The following is a 16,644-nucleotide window of genomic DNA, read 5'->3' on the forward strand; positions in this document are numbered from 1 at the left end:
TGAGTAACGAAAAGACATGTGAGAATCATGTCCGCCGAAAGCCTAAGGGTTCCTGGGGAAGGCTCGTCCGCCCAGGGTAAGTCGGGACCTAAGGCGAGGCCGAAAGGCGTAGTCGAAGGACAACAGGTTGAAATTCCTGTACCACCGTGAACCGTTATGAGCAATGGGGTGACGCAGAAGGATAGGGACGCGAACTGATGGAATAGTTCGTCCAAGCAGTGAGGCCGATGTGTAGGCAAATCCGCACATCATTAAGGCTGGGCTGTGATGGGGAGGGAAATTTATAGTACCGAAGGTCTTGATTTCATGCTGCCGAGAAAAGCCTCTAGCCAGGGAGAAGGTGCCCGTACCGCAAACCGACACAGGTAGGCGAGAAGAGAATTCTAAGGCGCGCGGAAGAACTCTCGTTAAGGAACTCGGCAAAATGACCCCGTAACTTAGGGAGAAGGGGTGCCTCGGTAGGGTTAATAGCCCGAGGGGGCCGCAGTGAATAGGCCCAATCGACTGTTTAGCAAAAACACAGGTCTGTGCGAAGCCGCAAGGCGAAGTATACGGGCTGACGCCTGCCCGGTGCTGGAAGGTTAAGGGGAGTGGTTAGCCGCAAGGCGAAGCTATGAACCGAAGCCCCAGTAAACGGCGGCCGTAACTATAACGGTCCTAAGGTAGCGAAATTCCTTGTCAGGTAAATTCTGACCCGCACGAATGGCGTAACGAATTGGGCGCTGTCTCAACGAGAGATCCGGTGAAATTTTAATACCTGTGAAGATGCAGGTTACCCGCGACAAGACGGAAAGACCCCATGGAGCTTTACTACAGCTTGATATTGGACTTTGGTACGGACTGTACAGGATAGGTGGGAGCCTTAGAAACCTGAGCGCCAGCTTAGGTGGAGGCACCGTTGGGATACCACCCTGTTCGTATCGGAGTTCTAACCTAGGACCGTTACCCGGTTCGGGGACAGTGTCAGGTGGGTAGTTTGACTGGGGCGGTCGCCTCCTAAAGAGTAACGGAGGCGCCCCAAGGTTCCCTCAGAATGGTTGGAAATCATTCGAAGAGTGCAAAGGCATAAGGGAGCTTGACTGCGAGACCTACAAGTCGAGCAGGGACGAAAGTCGGGCTTAGTGATCCGGTGGTACCGCATGGAAGGGCCATCGCTCAACGGATAAAAGCTACCCTGGGGATAACAGGCTTATCTCCCCCAAGAGTCCACATCGACGGGGAGGTTTGGCACCTCGATGTCGGCTCATCGCATCCTGGGGCTGAAGTAGGTCCCAAGGGTTGGGCTGTTCGCCCATTAAAGCGGTACGCGAGCTGGGTTCAGAACGTCGTGAGACAGTTCGGTCCCTATCTGTCGCGGGCGTAGGAAATTTGAGAGGAGCTGTCCTTAGTACGAGAGGACCGGGATGGACATACCGCTGGTGTACCAGTTGTTCTGCCAAGAGCATCGCTGGGTAGCCAAGTATGGAAGGGATAAGCGCTGAAAGCATCTAAGCGTGAAGCCCCCCTCAAGATGAGATTTCCCACTTTTGGTAAGACCCCTTGAAGACGACGAGGTTGATAGGTTCGGGGTGGAAGTACAGTAATGTATGGAGCTGACGAATACTAATAGGTCGAGGGCTTATCCTAAATAAGCAAGATGATTCGAAATAACGATTTACCTTTCACGATCAGTTTTCAGGGTGCAAATGCTGAAGAAGCCAACAAGTTTGGTGGAATCGGTAGCGCACAGCACTTGGCGGTGCTGGCCTGAACAAAATATTGGCGAGTATTAACGAGCCAAGCTGTCTGGTGATGATGGCGGAGGGGTTCCACGCGTTCCCATACCGAACACGACCGTTAAGCCCTCCAGCGCCGATGGTACTTGGACCGCAGGGTCCTGGGAGAGTAGGACGTTGCCAAGCAGCAAAGCCCACTGACGATATGTCGGTGGGCTTTTTTGTGATTTTAGATTGTATTTCGCACTTAATTACCTCTGTATATTACTTATAGCATTAATTAATAACCACGTTAATCATTAAGACTCCAGTATAATTCCATAATATTTCAACGTAATATTAAGATATATCACGATAAAAATGTTTAATATGCGCTTTTAACCGGAATACTGTATGTTAGTTAGTAGAAATTTAATGCTTTTTCGTTGACAATGGTTCGGGAGAAACCACTTTGTACAAGTTTACAACTGTTTATTGTAAGAAGGGGTATTGGCAAATTGAGAAGAAATGCATATAATATAGTTAAAGTCAAAGAAAGTCAAAGTCAACAACACGAATATTTGACAGTTAAAATGGGTTAAACCTAATATAAGAAGCGCTGAAGGGAGGGAGAAGATGCGCAATATTTCTGACTTAATTGAGCATTACTTGAAGCATATGCTAGTTGACAGTCCAGAAGGAACGGTAGAAATTCAGCGAAATGAGTTAGCGGATAAGTTCTCATGTGTACCTTCACAAATTAATTATGTTATTAGCACTCGTTTTTCGTTGGAAAAAGGTTACGTCGTGGAGAGCAAACGTGGTGGCGGTGGGTATATCCGTATTCAACGGATTGAGCTTCCTTCACATTTAGCAATCCAGAACCATTTATGCGATAACATTGGTGAACGAATTGGTCAATCTGCTGCAGAAGGGCTCATTTATCAGCTGGAAGAAGCGAAAGTCATCTCCCGACGTGAGGCAAACTTACTTAGGGCTGTTGTTTCACGCGATAATTTAGCGATGAAGCTCCCGCTTAGGGATGAAGTAAGAGCACGATTAATGCGAGCAATGCTCGTTGCACTACTTAGTAAGTAATCAATTTTAACAACATTGCAATTATTTATATGATGAAGAAGGAGGAACGGAGATGATATGTCAACAGTGCGGTCAAAAGCCAGCCACGCTGCATTTTACGAAAATCGTTAATGGCCAAAAGACAGAGTTTCACATATGTGAATCGTGCGCACGGGAAAAAGGAGAATGGATTCCTGGTACAACGAATGGCTTCTCAATTCATAATTTGTTGTCTGGATTGCTTGATTTCGATTTAGCCGCAGGCGGCGGAATGATGACTGGTGGAGGCCCTCCTGTTCCTCCTAAACCGCAATCCACGCGTTGTGACAGGTGTGGACTTACGTTTGCACAGTTTAGCAAACTAGGCCGTTTTGGTTGTGATGAATGTTACAATTTTTTTGGCGAACGTTTGGATCCGCTCTTGAAGCGTGTGCATGGCAATACGGTGCACATCGGTAAAATTCCTCGACGTGGAGGAGGAGTTATCCAACGCCGCCGTGAATTAGATGAACTTAAGAGGCAATTACAATACAGCATTATGAATGAGCAGTTTGAACATGCAGCACAGCTACGCGACCGTATTCGAGAGATTGAACAACATTCTTCCGAGAGCTCGGATTAATTCAGGACAAGGAAAGGAGATGGTGACATGTCTAATTATCATTTTATGGAGCAACCGTTAAGTGACTGGATGCGTGGTACCGGACCGGACTCCGATATCGTCATCAGCAGCCGTATACGCATCGCACGGAATCTTAGCGCATTGCCGTTTCCGCTCTTAGCGACAAACCAGCAATCTGCAGAAGTGCTGCAACGTCTGTCTTCTGTCTTGAATGAGCAAGGTTTTATATCACTCGGGTCGTTTCAAAGTATTCGTCTCGTTGATATGAATGAAACGGAGAAGCAAGTTCTTGTGGAGAAACATTTGATTTCACCGAACTTGGCAAACGAAGCTCGTAACGGTGCGGTCATTTTAAGCGACAATGAAGCTGTTAGCATCATGGTAAACGAAGAGGACCATTTGCGAATACAATGTTTATACCCTGGTCTGCAAATACGCGAAGCATGGGCACAGGCTAACCGTATCGATGATGTGTTCGAGGCACATGTAGATTACGCTTTCCATGAGAGACGTGGTTATCTAACAAGTTGCCCGACAAATGTGGGTACAGGTATTCGTGCATCCGTGATGATGCATCTGCCTGGATTAGTGCTAAATCAGCAAATAAACCGTATTTTGCAAGCGGTGACGCAGGTTGGATTAGCCGTGAGAGGATTGTACGGTGAAGGCAGCGAAGCGATAGGTAATCTGTTTCAAGTATCGAACCAGATTACGCTTGGCCAATCTGAAGATGAAATTATCGACAACTTGTACAGCGTCGTGAAGCAAATTATTGAGCATGAGAAGGCAGCACGTGAGCAACTCCTCACAGATAATCGGACGAGATTGACCGATCGAGTGTGTCGCTCATACGGTATTTTGAAACATGCTGCTATAATGGATACAAAAGAGGCTGCACAGCGCTTATCCGACATTCGATTGGGCTCTGATATTGGTATTTTGCACGATATTTCAGCTCCAATATTGAACGAATTGTTAGTGATGACGCAGCCAGGTTTTTTGCAACACATTTTCAATAAGCCGCTACAAGCGGATGAACGGGACGTATATCGGGCTCGTCTCATACGGGAGTCCTTAACAAAATCAAAATCCTAACTTTAATGTGGAGGTGCAAGAAAATGATGTTCGGTAGATTCACAGAACGTGCGCAAAAGGTGTTGGCTTTAGCTCAAGAGGAAGCTGTTCGATTGGGGCATAATAATATTGGGACAGAGCATATTTTACTCGGTCTGATTCGTGAAGGAGAAGGCATAGCCGCTAAAGCGCTTGTTGGGCTTGGCTTAGGCTTGGAAAAGATTCAGGACGAAGTGGAGTCGTTGATTGGTCGCGGACAAGAACAGCCAACTAATATCGCTTACACGCCACGAGCGAAAAAAGTGATTGAACTGTCCATGGACGAGGCTCGCAAGCTAGGCCATACGTATGTAGGTACAGAGCATATTTTGCTTGGCCTTATTCGTGAAGGTGAGGGAGTTGCGGCACGCGTCCTTAACAACTTAGGTATTAGCTTGAACAAAGCCCGTCAACAAGTATTGCAATTGCTCGGCAGCAGTGAGGCAGTATCAAGCCATCATGGCTCTTCGCAAAATGTGAGCACGCCAACACTTGATAGCTTGGCACGCGATTTGACGGCATACGCGAAAGAGGGCAACCTGGATCCCGTTATTGGACGCAGTAAAGAAATCGAACGAGTTATTCAAGTGCTTAGCCGCCGTACGAAAAACAACCCTGTACTCATTGGTGAGCCAGGTGTAGGTAAAACGGCTATCGCAGAAGGATTAGCACAACGAATTATTAATAATGAAATTCCGGAAACGCTGCGCGATAAGCGTGTAATGACGCTCGATATGGGCTCAGTCGTAGCAGGTACTAAGTATCGCGGTGAGTTTGAAGACCGCTTGAAAAAGATTATGGACGAGATTCGTCAAGCCGGTAACATCGTCCTCTTCATTGATGAGCTGCATACGCTTATCGGGGCAGGAGGAGCGGAAGGTGCAATTGACGCTTCGAATATATTGAAGCCATCGCTTGCGCGTGGTGAATTGCAATGTATCGGTGCGACAACGTTGGACGAATACCGCAAATATATTGAAAAAGACGCTGCGTTGGAACGTCGATTCCAACCGATTACGGTTGACCAGCCTACGCCAGAAGAAGCGGTGCTTATTCTAAAAGGGCTGCGTGACCGTTATGAAGCGCATCATCGGGTCAAAATTACCGATGAATCCATTGATGCTGCGGTGAAATTATCGGACCGCTATATTCCAGATCGCTTTTTGCCAGATAAGGCTATTGATTTGATTGACGAAGCAAGCTCAAAAGTGCGTTTGAACTCATACACAGTACCGCCTAACTTAAAAGATCTTGAAGCTCGCTTAGAAGATATTCGTAAGGAAAAGGATGCTTCTGTACAGAGCCAAGAATTTGAAAAAGCAGCTGCTTTACGTGATACAGAGCAAAAGATGCGCGAAGAACTGGATACAGTTCGTAACCAATGGAAAGAAAAGCAGGGGCGTATGGACTCTGAGGTTACGCCAGAAGATATTGCACATGTAGTGGCAAGCTGGACGGGTATTCCGGTACTCAAGCTGAAGGAAGAAGAAACGGAGCGCTTGTTGAAAATGGAGGAGATTCTCCATGAGCGCGTAATCGGTCAGGATGAAGCAGTTAAGGCAGTTAGCCGTGCGATTCGTCGTGCGCGTGCGGGATTGAAAGATCCGAAGCGCCCAATGGGTTCGTTTATTTTCCTCGGCCCTACAGGTGTCGGTAAGACAGAATTGGCACGTGCGCTTGCTGAAGCCTTATTCGGTGATGACAATGCAGTTATCCGCATCGATATGTCCGAATATATGGAGAAGCATTCGACAGCTCGTCTCGTCGGAGCGCCTCCAGGCTATGTTGGTTATGAAGAGGGCGGCCAGCTTACCGAAAAAGTACGCCGCAAGCCGTATTCGGTCGTCTTGCTGGACGAAATCGAGAAGGCGCACCCAGAAGTGTTCAACATTTTGCTGCAAGTGCTGGAAGATGGACGCTTGACCGATTCGAAAGGCAGAGTTGTTGATTTCCGCAACACGCTTATTATCCTAACGTCTAACGTTGGTGCTGAAGCGATTAAGCGTAATTCTACGCTTGGATTCACGGCAACAGAGGATTCCGGTCGCGATTACAACAACATGAAAGACAAAGTGATGGGTGAACTTAAGAAGAGCTTCCGTCCAGAGTTCCTGAACCGGATTGACGAAATTATCGTCTTCCACTCGCTCGAAAAGAAACACATTGCGGAAATCGTTACGCTTATGGCAGACGAATTGCGCAAGCGCCTAAAAGAGCAAGATGTGGACTTCCAATTAACGGATACGGCGAAAGCCTTCCTCGCTAAGGAAGGGTATGACCCGGCTTACGGTGCACGCCCGCTGCGTCGTGCTATTCAGAAGCATATCGAGGATCGCTTGTCCGAAGAGTTGCTAAGAGGTCAAATTAGCAAAGGCGATTCAGTTACGATTGATGAGCAAGACGGGCAACTCATTGTGATTAACAGTGGTAGCAGCAGTAGCAACAATGATAACAGTGACAGCAGTCTAGGCAATGAAGAGACAGCTAACGCTTAATCGCTATAATTGATGCCAATTGCGCATAGATTTAAGAAAAAGGCACATTCCTTGTGTATTACAGGGGATGTGCCTTTTCATTTTATGCGGCTATCGGGAAGGTGATCATGGAACTAGCAAAACGGGGAAACATATATAAAATCGCGTCTCTTCATATTTTTTACTGTCCAACCGATAAGAAATAACAATTAGCAAACATAATTCCAAGCGTAACACCTTTATCCTCTTTCTTAAAAATGGTAAACTTATAAGTATGCGGTGAAGGTTATCAAGTCATTGCTTGCGAAAATGCGGTCATGATCGAAACGACAAGCTGTTTATCGCGTATATAATAAGTTAAGGATTATTGACAAGCTAGGAGTTGTTGGCTGAGATGGCCAAAGTAAAGACGAAGTTCAATTGCACAGAATGTGGATATGAAACAGCGAAGTGGATGGGAAAATGTCCTGGCTGCAATCAATGGAACACGATGGTTGAAGAACGGGAAACGATTGTAAAGACTGCGGGCGTACAATCTTCCTTGTTTACGGCGAAAGAAAAGCCACAATCGATCATACACATAGAAAGTGGGCGCGAACCGCGCATATCAACAACGTTAAGCGAACTGAACCGCGTATTAGGCGGTGGAGTTGTACCTGGCTCGCTCATTCTTGTAGGTGGAGATCCGGGTATTGGTAAGTCCACTTTGCTGTTGCAAACCTCAAATGCACTTGCAACAAGTGGTTTAAAAGTACTGTATGTGTCTGGTGAGGAGTCGATGCGTCAGACGAAGCTGCGTGCTGATCGTTTGGGTGCTTTATCAGAACGTTTGTTCGTTCTAAGCGAGACGAATCTGCATTTTATTGAGGAAGCCATCGAGGCTATGCAGCCCGATTTCCTCGTAATTGATTCTATACAAACTGTTTATCAGCCATCAGTTGAGTCTGCACCAGGCAGCGTAGCTCAAGTGCGTGAGTGTACGAGTGCTTTTATGCGCGTATCCAAAGGAAAAGGTATCGCTACTGTATTGGTTGGACATGTGACCAAAGAAGGCGCTATCGCTGGACCGCGCATGTTGGAGCATATGGTTGACTGCGTGCTTTATTTTGAAGGTGAGCGGCACCATTCGTATCGCATATTGCGCGCTGTTAAAAATCGATTCGGCTCTACGAATGAGATCGGCATTTTTGAGATGGGTGAAGGCGGTCTCGTTGAAGTAAAGAACCCATCCGAGATGTTTTTACAAGAGCGTCCGCTTGGCGTAGCTGGTTCTACCGTTGTTGCCAGCATAGAAGGGACGCGACCAGTGCTAGTTGAAATGCAGGCACTTGTCTCGGCTACTAATTTCCCGTCTCCAAGGCGCATGGCTACGGGAATTGACCATCATAGGCTTGCTCTTATCATCGCTGTGCTTGAGAAGCGAATGGGCATGTTCCTGCAAAATCAAGATGCTTATGTGAATGTAGCAGGTGGCATGAAGCTGGATGAGCCGGCTGTTGACTTGGCGATAGCTGTCGCCATCGCGTCGAGCTTCCGCGATGTGTCTACTCAGCCATTCGACGCTGTATTTGGCGAAATCGGGCTGACTGGAGAAGTTCGCGCCGTATCGCGTGCTGAACAACGTGTTAAAGAGGCAGAGAAGCTTGGATTCAAGCGCATTATTATGCCAGAGAGCAGTTTACGAGGCTGGAAACCGCCTGCACATATTGAGATTGTTGGCGTGAATACGGTAGCGCAAGCTTTAGCAGTGGCGTTAGGTTAGGGGGCATAGATACAGAATGAAAGAAAGTCAGCAAGATATTATGAATGATTTGCTGAAATTAGTCGCACCAGGGACTCCTTTCCGTGACGGGCTGGAGAACGTACTTAGAGCGAAGACGGGAGCGCTACTCGTAGTTGGCTACAGTCCAGAAGTAATGGATGTTGTCGACGGTGGATTTTCCATCAACTGCGACTTCTCTCCAAGCTATTTGTATGAGTTGGCGAAGATGGATGGCGCTATTATATTGAGTGAGGACGTTAAGCGCATTCTGTATGCTAATACGCAGCTCATTCCTGATTCGTCTATACCGTCGATTGAGACAGGAATTCGTCACCGTACTGCGGAGCGGGTAGCAAAGCAAACGGGTAAACTTGTCGTATCGATTTCACAGCGACGCAATGTAATTACGCTATATCAGGGCAGTCTAAGATATGCGCTGAAAGAAATGGGCGTTATATTGACGAAGGCTAACCAAGCGATACAAACGCTGGAGCGCTACAAGGCAGTTCTAACACAAGGACTGACGAATTTAACGGCTTCAGAGTTCGAAGAGCTTGTGACATTGTCTGAGGTTGTAAATGTTGTGCAACGTAATGAGATGGTGTTACGTATTAAGATGGAGATAAAGAGATATATTAACGAACTAGGTACTGAAGGCCGTCTAATTAGTATGCAGCTGGAAGAGCTAGTGAGCAACACAGAAGAAGAGGCTTGGCTATTGCTTAAGGATTATGCTCGCGACGATAGTGACGACAAAATCCGTGAAATTTTGAACCAGCTTAAAAAATGCTCAGCTGACGAGCTGCTTGATGTGCAACATATTATTCGACTGCTCGGTTATCCAGCGACAAGCACGGCGCATGACGAGTCTATTTCTCCACGAGGATATCGTGTGTTAAGTAAGATTCCGCGTTTGCCAAACGTTATTATTCATAATTTGGTGGAGCAATTCCGTTACTTGCCACATGTCATGATGGCTACGATTGAGGAATTGGATGATGTTGATGGTATTGGCGAAGTCCGAGCGCGTACGATTAAAGAAGGATTGAAACGTATTCAGGAGCAAGTATTTATTGACCGACAGATATGATTTAACGTACATTTGCAAACAGGAAGTCATTTGTGTAATCTACTTGTAAGCAATGTGCGAACGTTGGGCATAGTAAATTTAGAGGTGAACCTATGATTACAAAGTCCATTCCGAACCTGTTTACCATCGGTAACTTGTTTCTCGGAATTATAGCTATCATGCTAGCGTTTGAGGAAAAGTACAATTTAGCTGCGCTAATGATTATTATTGCGATGCTTCTTGACGGTTTAGATGGACGTCTAGCCCGTGCATTAAATGCGCAGAGTGATTTCGGTAAAGAGTTGGACTCTTTATCTGATGTTATTTCGTTCGGCGTTGCGCCGGCATTTATTATGTACGTAGTGGCATTTACAGAACTGAACCCTGCATTGGCTTGGGTCGTGACAGCGATTTTCCCGATTTGTGGTGCGCTTCGTCTAGCGCGTTTCAATGTTATTGAGGGCGCTCCAGGGTACTTTATCGGCTTGCCTATTCCTGCTGCAGGTGGCGTAGTGTGTACGCTAGCCCTGTTCCATGAAAGCATTCCACCGGTGTACTTAATTATCGCAATGCTGCTTGTGTCGTACTTAATGGTTAGTACAGTTAAATACCCGAATTTCAAAAAAGTAGGCATTCCGAAAAAAGCTTTGTGGATCACGCCAATCGTAATCGCGGTGGCAGTTGGAATCGCATTGTGGAAGCCAGAACAGACGCCTAAACTAATATTCGTGCCGCTCGTCTTGTACGCGCTGCTCGGCATAAAAAAAAACGTTAGAATGCTAAACCGCCGTCGTAAAAATCGAGACGAGGACTATATCCATTCCAAACACTCGTAATACGGGGTAGGTAATGGATAGCACGTGATACCACGTAGTGCCTAGTACGGACTAGCATATAAGCGAACAACGAAAGCATTTGCTCCCACATTGGAGCAAATGCTTTTTTTTATACACAAAAAACGAACCCAGCACGGATGACATGTGAACGGCGTAAAGGAACTTGAATAAATGTTCCTCTACGCACGTACAGGCATAAACGGTGTAGGTTCAGATTTTGAAAATTATATTTCATTTACGACAAGTTGAAAATACCTAGCGTACTGCATTTACTGGATTCCTCTGTCACAACTTCGTTCAACGGAATATTCAATGAGTTGCATAGCGCGGACATATAGAACAAATGTCTACCTAATTCGGTACGAATAACCTCATTGCAATGCTCGCAAAGCTGACCTTGAACATGACTTTCTAATCGTTCTTTTGCTTGTTCGACATCCATTTCAGAGTTATATGGTTGTCTTTTGGCATGCAGTTCAAGGCATCCGCATTCGGTAATCGCTTTAGTAACAGCACGATTTACTGAGGCATTAGCTTGACTGTGTTTTGATAAGACATCCAATAAGCTGCGATGCCTAAGCAGCAATCCGGATACTTGGTCTTGCAGCGTTTGCAAATTTGGTTTGCTCATCGTTCCGTTCACCCCATTCATTGTTTTGGCGCAACTTCATCTATTTCGCAGTTCGCTCCTCGATTATTCAGGAATATTATACGGTTATCAAATGCCACTTTTCAACTGAAAAACAGGTAAAAATATGAAATGAGGGATTAGGAGCGGTTTCGTTGGGCCATAATTGTAATGAAATGAAAATAGAGTAAGGAGGTGAGCGAACGTGTTTAAACGGATCATGTTAGGTGTCTCTGGGGTGCTCGGCGCGTGGTGCGGGAGCGAATTATACACTTCGTGGTATGCGCGTACAATAGAGTTCGCTGGGATAAACGGTAGTTCGGCTTTTGGACGTTTATTTTGGACGATCGGTGGAGCATTTATTTTTATTGCCTTGTTTAATGCGATGTTCGTTCCATGCACTCGTGTGTGTAATCGTTGGAAGGAACATATCGCTCAAATGCCTACGATGGAACTAGCCGCTCGTATTGGCGGCACATTACTTGGCCTTTGTTTTGCTGCACTGTTAATGCCGCTGCTTCATGACTTTGGAACGTTTGGACATATGTTTTCGTTATTGTTAGTCGTGTTAAGCGGTGCAGCTGGTATGCAATTGACTTTAATGAAGCAGAATCAACTGCGTTCATGGCTCGAATCGTTGCGCCGCAGCGATAATCAGGCAGAGGAGTCGGAGTATCGGTTTGAAGAACACAAAATTTTAGACACAAGTGTCATCATAGACGGTCGGATTGCAGACATTTGCAAGACGGGATTTATTGAAGGAACGATTGTCATCCCAGAGTTTGTGCTGGAAGAGTTGCAGCATATTGCAGATTCTTCGGATTTATTGAAGCGAAATCGGGGGCGTAGAGGTCTCGACATTTTAAACAAAATTCAAAAAGAACTGGAAGTAAAAGTGCTCATTTATGAAGGGGATTTCGAAGAAATATCCGAAGTAGATAGCAAGCTTGTAAGACTGGCAAAAGTATTAAAAGGAAAAGTCGTAACGAATGATTTTAACTTGAATAAAGTGTGTGAGTTACAAGGTGTATCAGTGTTAAATATTAATGATTTGGCTAATGCAGTCAAACCTGTTGTGTTGCCAGGCGAGGAAATTGTAGTGCAAGTCATTAAGGATGGTAAGGAACACGGACAAGGTGTGGCTTATTTGGATGACGGTACAATGATTGTCGTTGAAGGCGGGCGTGATTTTATCGGAATGACGATGGAAGTTCTCGTGACGAGTGTGTTGCAAACATCGGCAGGAAGAATGATTTTCGCAAAGCCAAAACTGTTGGAAAAAGCCCAATAAACAGGTATGATGGGGATAGTAAAAGGAAACCATCAGGGGGTTGGCAGCGATGGAGCAACGCTTCGGCCTTATTATTGTCGCGGCAGGACGAGGGACGCGTATGGGCACGCGTGAGAGTAAGCAATTTCTTATGCTAGAGGACAAGCCAGTTATTGTTCATACGTTGGAGCGCTTTGAGGCGATGCCGGAGTGTGCGGCCATTGCTTTAGTTACTGCGCCGCAGGACCACGCACGTTGTGCTGCATGGATAGCCGAATATGGTCTACAGAAAGTGACTGATGTTGTTGCCGGAGGGGCAGAGCGTCAGCATTCCGTGTATGCTGGGTTACAGGCCATTCAACAGCGCGGCTTGGATTATGTGCTTATTCACGACGGTGTACGACCATTTGTGGAGCGGGATAAAGTGATTGCGTGTTTCGACGCTGCAAGGCAGTACGGAGCGGCGGTGTTGGCTGTTCCTGTTAAAGATACGATTAAGCAAGTGAACGGAGACGGTGTGATCACAGCAACACCGGACCGACGCAGCTTGTGGGCGATTCAGACCCCACAAGCTTTTCGTCTTTCGGATGTGATACGTGCGCATGAACATGCACAGGAGCAGCAGGTGCTTGGGACAGATGATGCGATGCTCGTTGAGCGTATGGGACAACTTGTACATGTCGTGGAAGGGGATTACACGAACGTAAAGTTGACGACGCCGGATGATTTGGATCTGGCTCTCTGGAATTTGTCCAAGCGTAAATCTTAATAAGGTATATGGGGAGAGGAATGGCGTGATTCGAATCGGGCAAGGGTTTGACGTTCATCAATTAGTAGAAGGACGTCCGTGTATCATTGGTGGCGTTACGATACCTTATGAAAAAGGGTTGCTAGGTCATTCAGATGCTGATGTGTTGCTACATACGATAAGCGATGCCGTGCTAGGGGCATTGGCGCTTGGTGACATCGGCAAGCATTTTCCGGACACGGATCCTGCATTCAAAGATGCAGACAGTGTGAAGCTCATGGAGCATGTGTGGGCGTTGGCTAAGGAACGCGGTTATCGTTTAGGCAACGTTGATTGCACGATCATTGCGCAGAAGCCTAAAATGCTACCGCATATTCCAGCGATGGTTGCGAATATTGCGCGCATATTGGAAGCAGAGCAGTCGCAAGTAAATGTAAAAGCAACAACGACGGAACAGCTCGGTTTCACAGGACGCGGCGAAGGTATCGCGGCACAAGCTGTTGTATGCTTAATTCGAGATATGGTATGATAACTCGATAGAAACTGACTGGCACGGCCGTTTCAACTTGGGAGGGAACGATTATGAGTAACGAAATTCGCGTGCGCTACGCGCCAAGTCCAACCGGACATTTGCATATCGGCAACGCGCGTACGGCATTATTCAATTACTTATTTGCCCGCCATCATGGCGGTAAATTTATTGTTCGTATTGAAGATACAGACATCAAGCGTAATATCGAGGGCGGGGAAGAGAGCCAATTTAAATATTTGAAATGGCTCGGCATCGAATGGGATGAAAGTGTCGACGTGGGTGGCGAGTATGGCCCGTATCGTCAAACAGAGCGTCTTGATATTTATATGAAGCATGCACAAGATTTGATGGATCGCGGGTTGGCTTATCGCTGCTTCTGTACGGAGCAAGAGCTGGAAGCAGAGCGCGAAGCACAAATGGAAAAAGGCGAGACACCGAAGTACTCGGGCAAATGCTTTGGTCTGAGTGCGGAAGAGCAGGCGAAGCTTGCGGCAGAAGGCCGCCAATCGAGCATTCGTTTCCGTGTGCCGAACAATCGTTCTTATACATTTAATGATGTCGTTAAGAACGAAATTACGTTCGAGTCCGAAACGACAGGCGATTGGGTAATCGTGAAAAAGGATGGCATTGCGACTTACAACTTTGCGGTCGTTATCGATGATTATTTGATGCGCATCTCACACGTACTTCGTGGCGAGGACCATATTACAAACACATTGCGTCAGCTTATGATTTATGAAGCACTCGATTGGCAGCCACCAACGTTTGGTCATATGACGCTGATCGTTAACGAGAATCGCAAAAAGCTAAGCAAACGCGATGAGTCGATTATCCAGTTTATCGAGCAATATGATCAGCTTGGATATTTGCCTGAAGCCTTGTTCAACTATATCGCTCTACTGGGCTGGTCGCCAGAAGGAGAAGAGGAAATCTTCTCTCGTGAAGAGATTATCCGCATTTTTGATACAAATCGTCTATCAAAGAGCCCAGCTGTATTCGATACGAATAAGCTGTCGCATTTTAACAATACGTATATGAAAAAAGCCGATCTAGAGCTTGTCGCGGATATGGCTATCCCGCATTTGCAAAAAGCAGGTCAGTTGCCAACGACGTTGAGCGAGGATCAGCTTGATTGGGCTAAAGCATTAGTGAAACTGTATCAGGAGCAAATGAACTGTGCTTCTGATATCGTTGAGCTGTCTGACGTGTTCTTCCGTGAAGAACTGACGTTGGACGATGAAGCGCAAGCCGTTGTGAACGAAGAGCAGGCTCCAATCGTGTTAAGCGCATTGCTTGCGAAGCTGGAAGCGGCTGACGCATGGAGCGTTGACATGGTGAAAGCAGCACTTAAGGAAGTGCAGAAGGAAACTGGCGTGAAGGGCAAAGGTTTGTTTATGCCTGTTCGCGTAGCCGTTTCTGGTCAAATGCACGGACGTGATTTGAACGAAACGATTGTGCTGCTCGGTCAAGACAAAGTGTTGTCACGCTTGCGTGCACATGCGCAATAAGCTGCTTTTCAGCTTATAGGACAATAGCTGCTTGTGCTGTCAGCCTTGCCAATGGTTGCGCGCATTCAGTATACTAAGCATACAATATAGTAACGGCGTTAAACGGGAGAGCGTTTGACGGTGAGAAATTGCACAGAGAGAACGACCGATGCGTAAGGCTATCCGTATCTTAAGGATACGTCGATGCTGCTCGCCGTGACACCACGGGGTAGCGAACGTAGCAGAGCCCTTGCGCATAGGCTGAAAGTCGTTCCGTTTCGAGTCGAACGCACTGCGCCCGGTAGCTTTGTTCTTGAGCGCATGTCAACATGCGGGTAGAGAATAACGTTTCGTTCACGTTATCGAACGTTAGAGGGATTACATCTGTATAGGCATGCATTTAGCTGCATGTGTATATTGGTCTGTGATTCAAGCAGAGTGGGACCGCGCACAGCGCCTCTGCAGCTACGGCTGCGGAGGCGTTTTTTCGCTTTTATAGAGGGACTTCATAGAAGGGCTATATAACAGAACTACACAACAGAACTACACAGCAGAACTTTTTAGCAGGACACGACCTAATCAACGAGAATAAGCACAACAGTTTACTGAATTAGAGCTTACAACTAACGCAGCACTATTATTACTATGTTCCTAGGGGGGAACCGGTCATGCGGCGCATCATTAAACAAATGCAATCAGATGTGCAAGCGGTGTTCGACAATGACCCGGCTGCGCGCAGTCGGTTAGAGGTCATTTTTACGTATTCAGGACTTCATGCGATCTGGGCTCATCGTGTAGCTCATTGGTTCTATAAGCGAAAATGGTTTGCGCCAGCGCGTCTTATTTCACAAGTAAGTCGCTTTATGACAGGGATTGAAATTCATCCTGGTGCACGCATTGGACAGCGTTTGTTTATAGATCACGGCATGGGTGTAGTTGTTGGGGAAACGTGTGAAATCGGTGATGACGTCGTGATTTATCAAGGAGTGACATTGGGGGGAACGGGCAAGGAAAAAGGCAAGCGGCACCCGACTATCGGCAACAACGTCGTTATTGCTTCCGGGGCCAAAGTACTTGGTTCCTTCCAAGTAGGGGAACATTCGAATATCGGTGCGAATTCGGTTGTGCTTCGTGAAGTGCCTCCGCACTGTACAGTGGTAGGTATACCAGGGCGAATAGTGAAGCAGGATGGCATTCGTATTGATAGGTTGAATCACGGACAGCTACCCGATCCAGTGATCGATATGTTTCGCTCGATGCAGACGGAGATCGATCGTCTAAAGGCTGAAATGGAACAGATGAAGGTGGACAGAAACAACAAGTCAACCGGTG

General features: G+C 46.6%; 12 protein-coding genes, 2 rRNA genes and 1 pseudogene (1 of these 15 only partly in view). 14 read left to right on the forward strand and 1 reads right to left on the reverse strand.

The window, feature by feature from the left end; translation table 11 throughout:
* From KIK04_RS12680 to pssA, 9 genes are all read left to right on the forward strand, one after another.
* Nucleotides 1–1,626: ribosomal RNA gene (locus KIK04_RS12680) — 23S ribosomal RNA — on the forward strand; it begins 1,308 nt to the left of the window's first position.
* 158 nt (nucleotides 1,627–1,784) lie between these two features.
* Nucleotides 1,785–1,901: ribosomal RNA gene (gene rrf / locus KIK04_RS12685) — 5S ribosomal RNA — on the forward strand.
* 429 nt (nucleotides 1,902–2,330) lie between these two features.
* Nucleotides 2,331–2,792, forward strand: a complete 462-nt coding sequence (locus tag KIK04_RS12690) for a CtsR family transcriptional regulator (RefSeq protein WP_232274075.1) — start codon at nucleotides 2,331–2,333, stop codon at nucleotides 2,790–2,792.
* A 52-nt stretch (nucleotides 2,793–2,844) separates the two neighbouring features.
* The gene (locus KIK04_RS12695) at nucleotides 2,845–3,393 is read left to right on the forward strand and encodes a protein-arginine kinase activator protein McsA (RefSeq protein ID WP_232274076.1); all 549 of its coding nucleotides are present in this window, start codon (nucleotides 2,845–2,847) and stop codon (nucleotides 3,391–3,393) included.
* A 27-nt stretch (nucleotides 3,394–3,420) separates the two neighbouring features.
* The gene (locus tag KIK04_RS12700) at nucleotides 3,421–4,488 is read left to right on the forward strand and encodes a protein-arginine kinase McsB (protein ID WP_232274077.1); all 1,068 of its coding nucleotides are present in this window, start codon (nucleotides 3,421–3,423) and stop codon (nucleotides 4,486–4,488) included.
* 23 nt (nucleotides 4,489–4,511) lie between these two features.
* Nucleotides 4,512–7,001 carry an ATP-dependent protease ATP-binding subunit ClpC gene (clpC, locus tag KIK04_RS12705; RefSeq protein ID WP_232274078.1) on the forward strand — a complete coding sequence of 830 codons (2,490 nt, stop codon included), beginning with the start codon at nucleotides 4,512–4,514 and terminating at the stop codon, nucleotides 6,999–7,001.
* 373 nt (nucleotides 7,002–7,374) lie between these two features.
* Nucleotides 7,375–8,742: a DNA repair protein RadA gene (gene radA / locus KIK04_RS12710; RefSeq protein WP_232274079.1), complete on the forward strand. Its 1,368-nt coding sequence runs from the start codon at nucleotides 7,375–7,377 to the stop codon at nucleotides 8,740–8,742.
* 16 nt (nucleotides 8,743–8,758) lie between these two features.
* A complete protein-coding gene (disA, locus tag KIK04_RS12715) occupies nucleotides 8,759–9,832 on the forward strand; it encodes a DNA integrity scanning diadenylate cyclase DisA (RefSeq protein ID WP_232274080.1) in 1,074 nt (357 codons plus the stop codon).
* A gap of 92 nt (nucleotides 9,833–9,924) precedes the next feature.
* Nucleotides 9,925–10,647 carry a CDP-diacylglycerol--serine O-phosphatidyltransferase gene (gene pssA, locus KIK04_RS12720; RefSeq protein ID WP_232274081.1) on the forward strand — a complete coding sequence of 241 codons (723 nt, stop codon included), beginning with the start codon at nucleotides 9,925–9,927 and terminating at the stop codon, nucleotides 10,645–10,647.
* Between the two features lie 235 nt (nucleotides 10,648–10,882).
* Here pssA and KIK04_RS12725 read toward each other — a convergent pair whose 3' ends face one another.
* Nucleotides 10,883–11,278 carry a nucleoside triphosphate pyrophosphohydrolase family protein gene (locus tag KIK04_RS12725; RefSeq protein WP_232274082.1) on the reverse strand — a complete coding sequence of 132 codons (396 nt, stop codon included), beginning with the start codon at nucleotides 11,276–11,278 and terminating at the stop codon, nucleotides 10,883–10,885.
* A gap of 202 nt (nucleotides 11,279–11,480) precedes the next feature.
* On the opposite strand from KIK04_RS12725, the gene KIK04_RS12730 reads away from it, so the two are divergent.
* From KIK04_RS12730 to cysE, 5 genes and pseudogenes are all read left to right on the forward strand, one after another.
* Nucleotides 11,481–12,566, forward strand: coding sequence for a PIN/TRAM domain-containing protein (locus KIK04_RS12730; protein ID WP_232274083.1), 1,086 nt, complete (start codon nucleotides 11,481–11,483; stop codon nucleotides 12,564–12,566).
* Between the two features lie 49 nt (nucleotides 12,567–12,615).
* Nucleotides 12,616–13,314: a 2-C-methyl-D-erythritol 4-phosphate cytidylyltransferase gene (gene ispD, locus KIK04_RS12735; RefSeq protein WP_232274084.1), complete on the forward strand. Its 699-nt coding sequence runs from the start codon at nucleotides 12,616–12,618 to the stop codon at nucleotides 13,312–13,314.
* A 25-nt stretch (nucleotides 13,315–13,339) separates the two neighbouring features.
* A complete protein-coding gene (ispF, locus tag KIK04_RS12740; protein ID WP_232274085.1) occupies nucleotides 13,340–13,822 on the forward strand; it encodes a 2-C-methyl-D-erythritol 2,4-cyclodiphosphate synthase in 483 nt (160 codons plus the stop codon).
* 53 nt (nucleotides 13,823–13,875) lie between these two features.
* The gene (gene gltX / locus KIK04_RS12745; RefSeq protein ID WP_232274086.1) at nucleotides 13,876–15,333 is read left to right on the forward strand and encodes a glutamate--tRNA ligase; all 1,458 of its coding nucleotides are present in this window, start codon (nucleotides 13,876–13,878) and stop codon (nucleotides 15,331–15,333) included.
* A 647-nt stretch (nucleotides 15,334–15,980) separates the two neighbouring features.
* A pseudogene (gene cysE, locus KIK04_RS12750) lies at nucleotides 15,981–16,628 on the forward strand (serine O-acetyltransferase); the annotation flags it as partial.
* Nucleotides 16,629–16,644: the final 16 nt, after the last annotated feature.

Origin of the sequence: Paenibacillus sp. 481, from assembly GCF_021223605.1 — a bacterium.
GTDB lineage: Bacteria > Bacillota > Bacilli > Paenibacillales > Paenibacillaceae > Paenibacillus_B.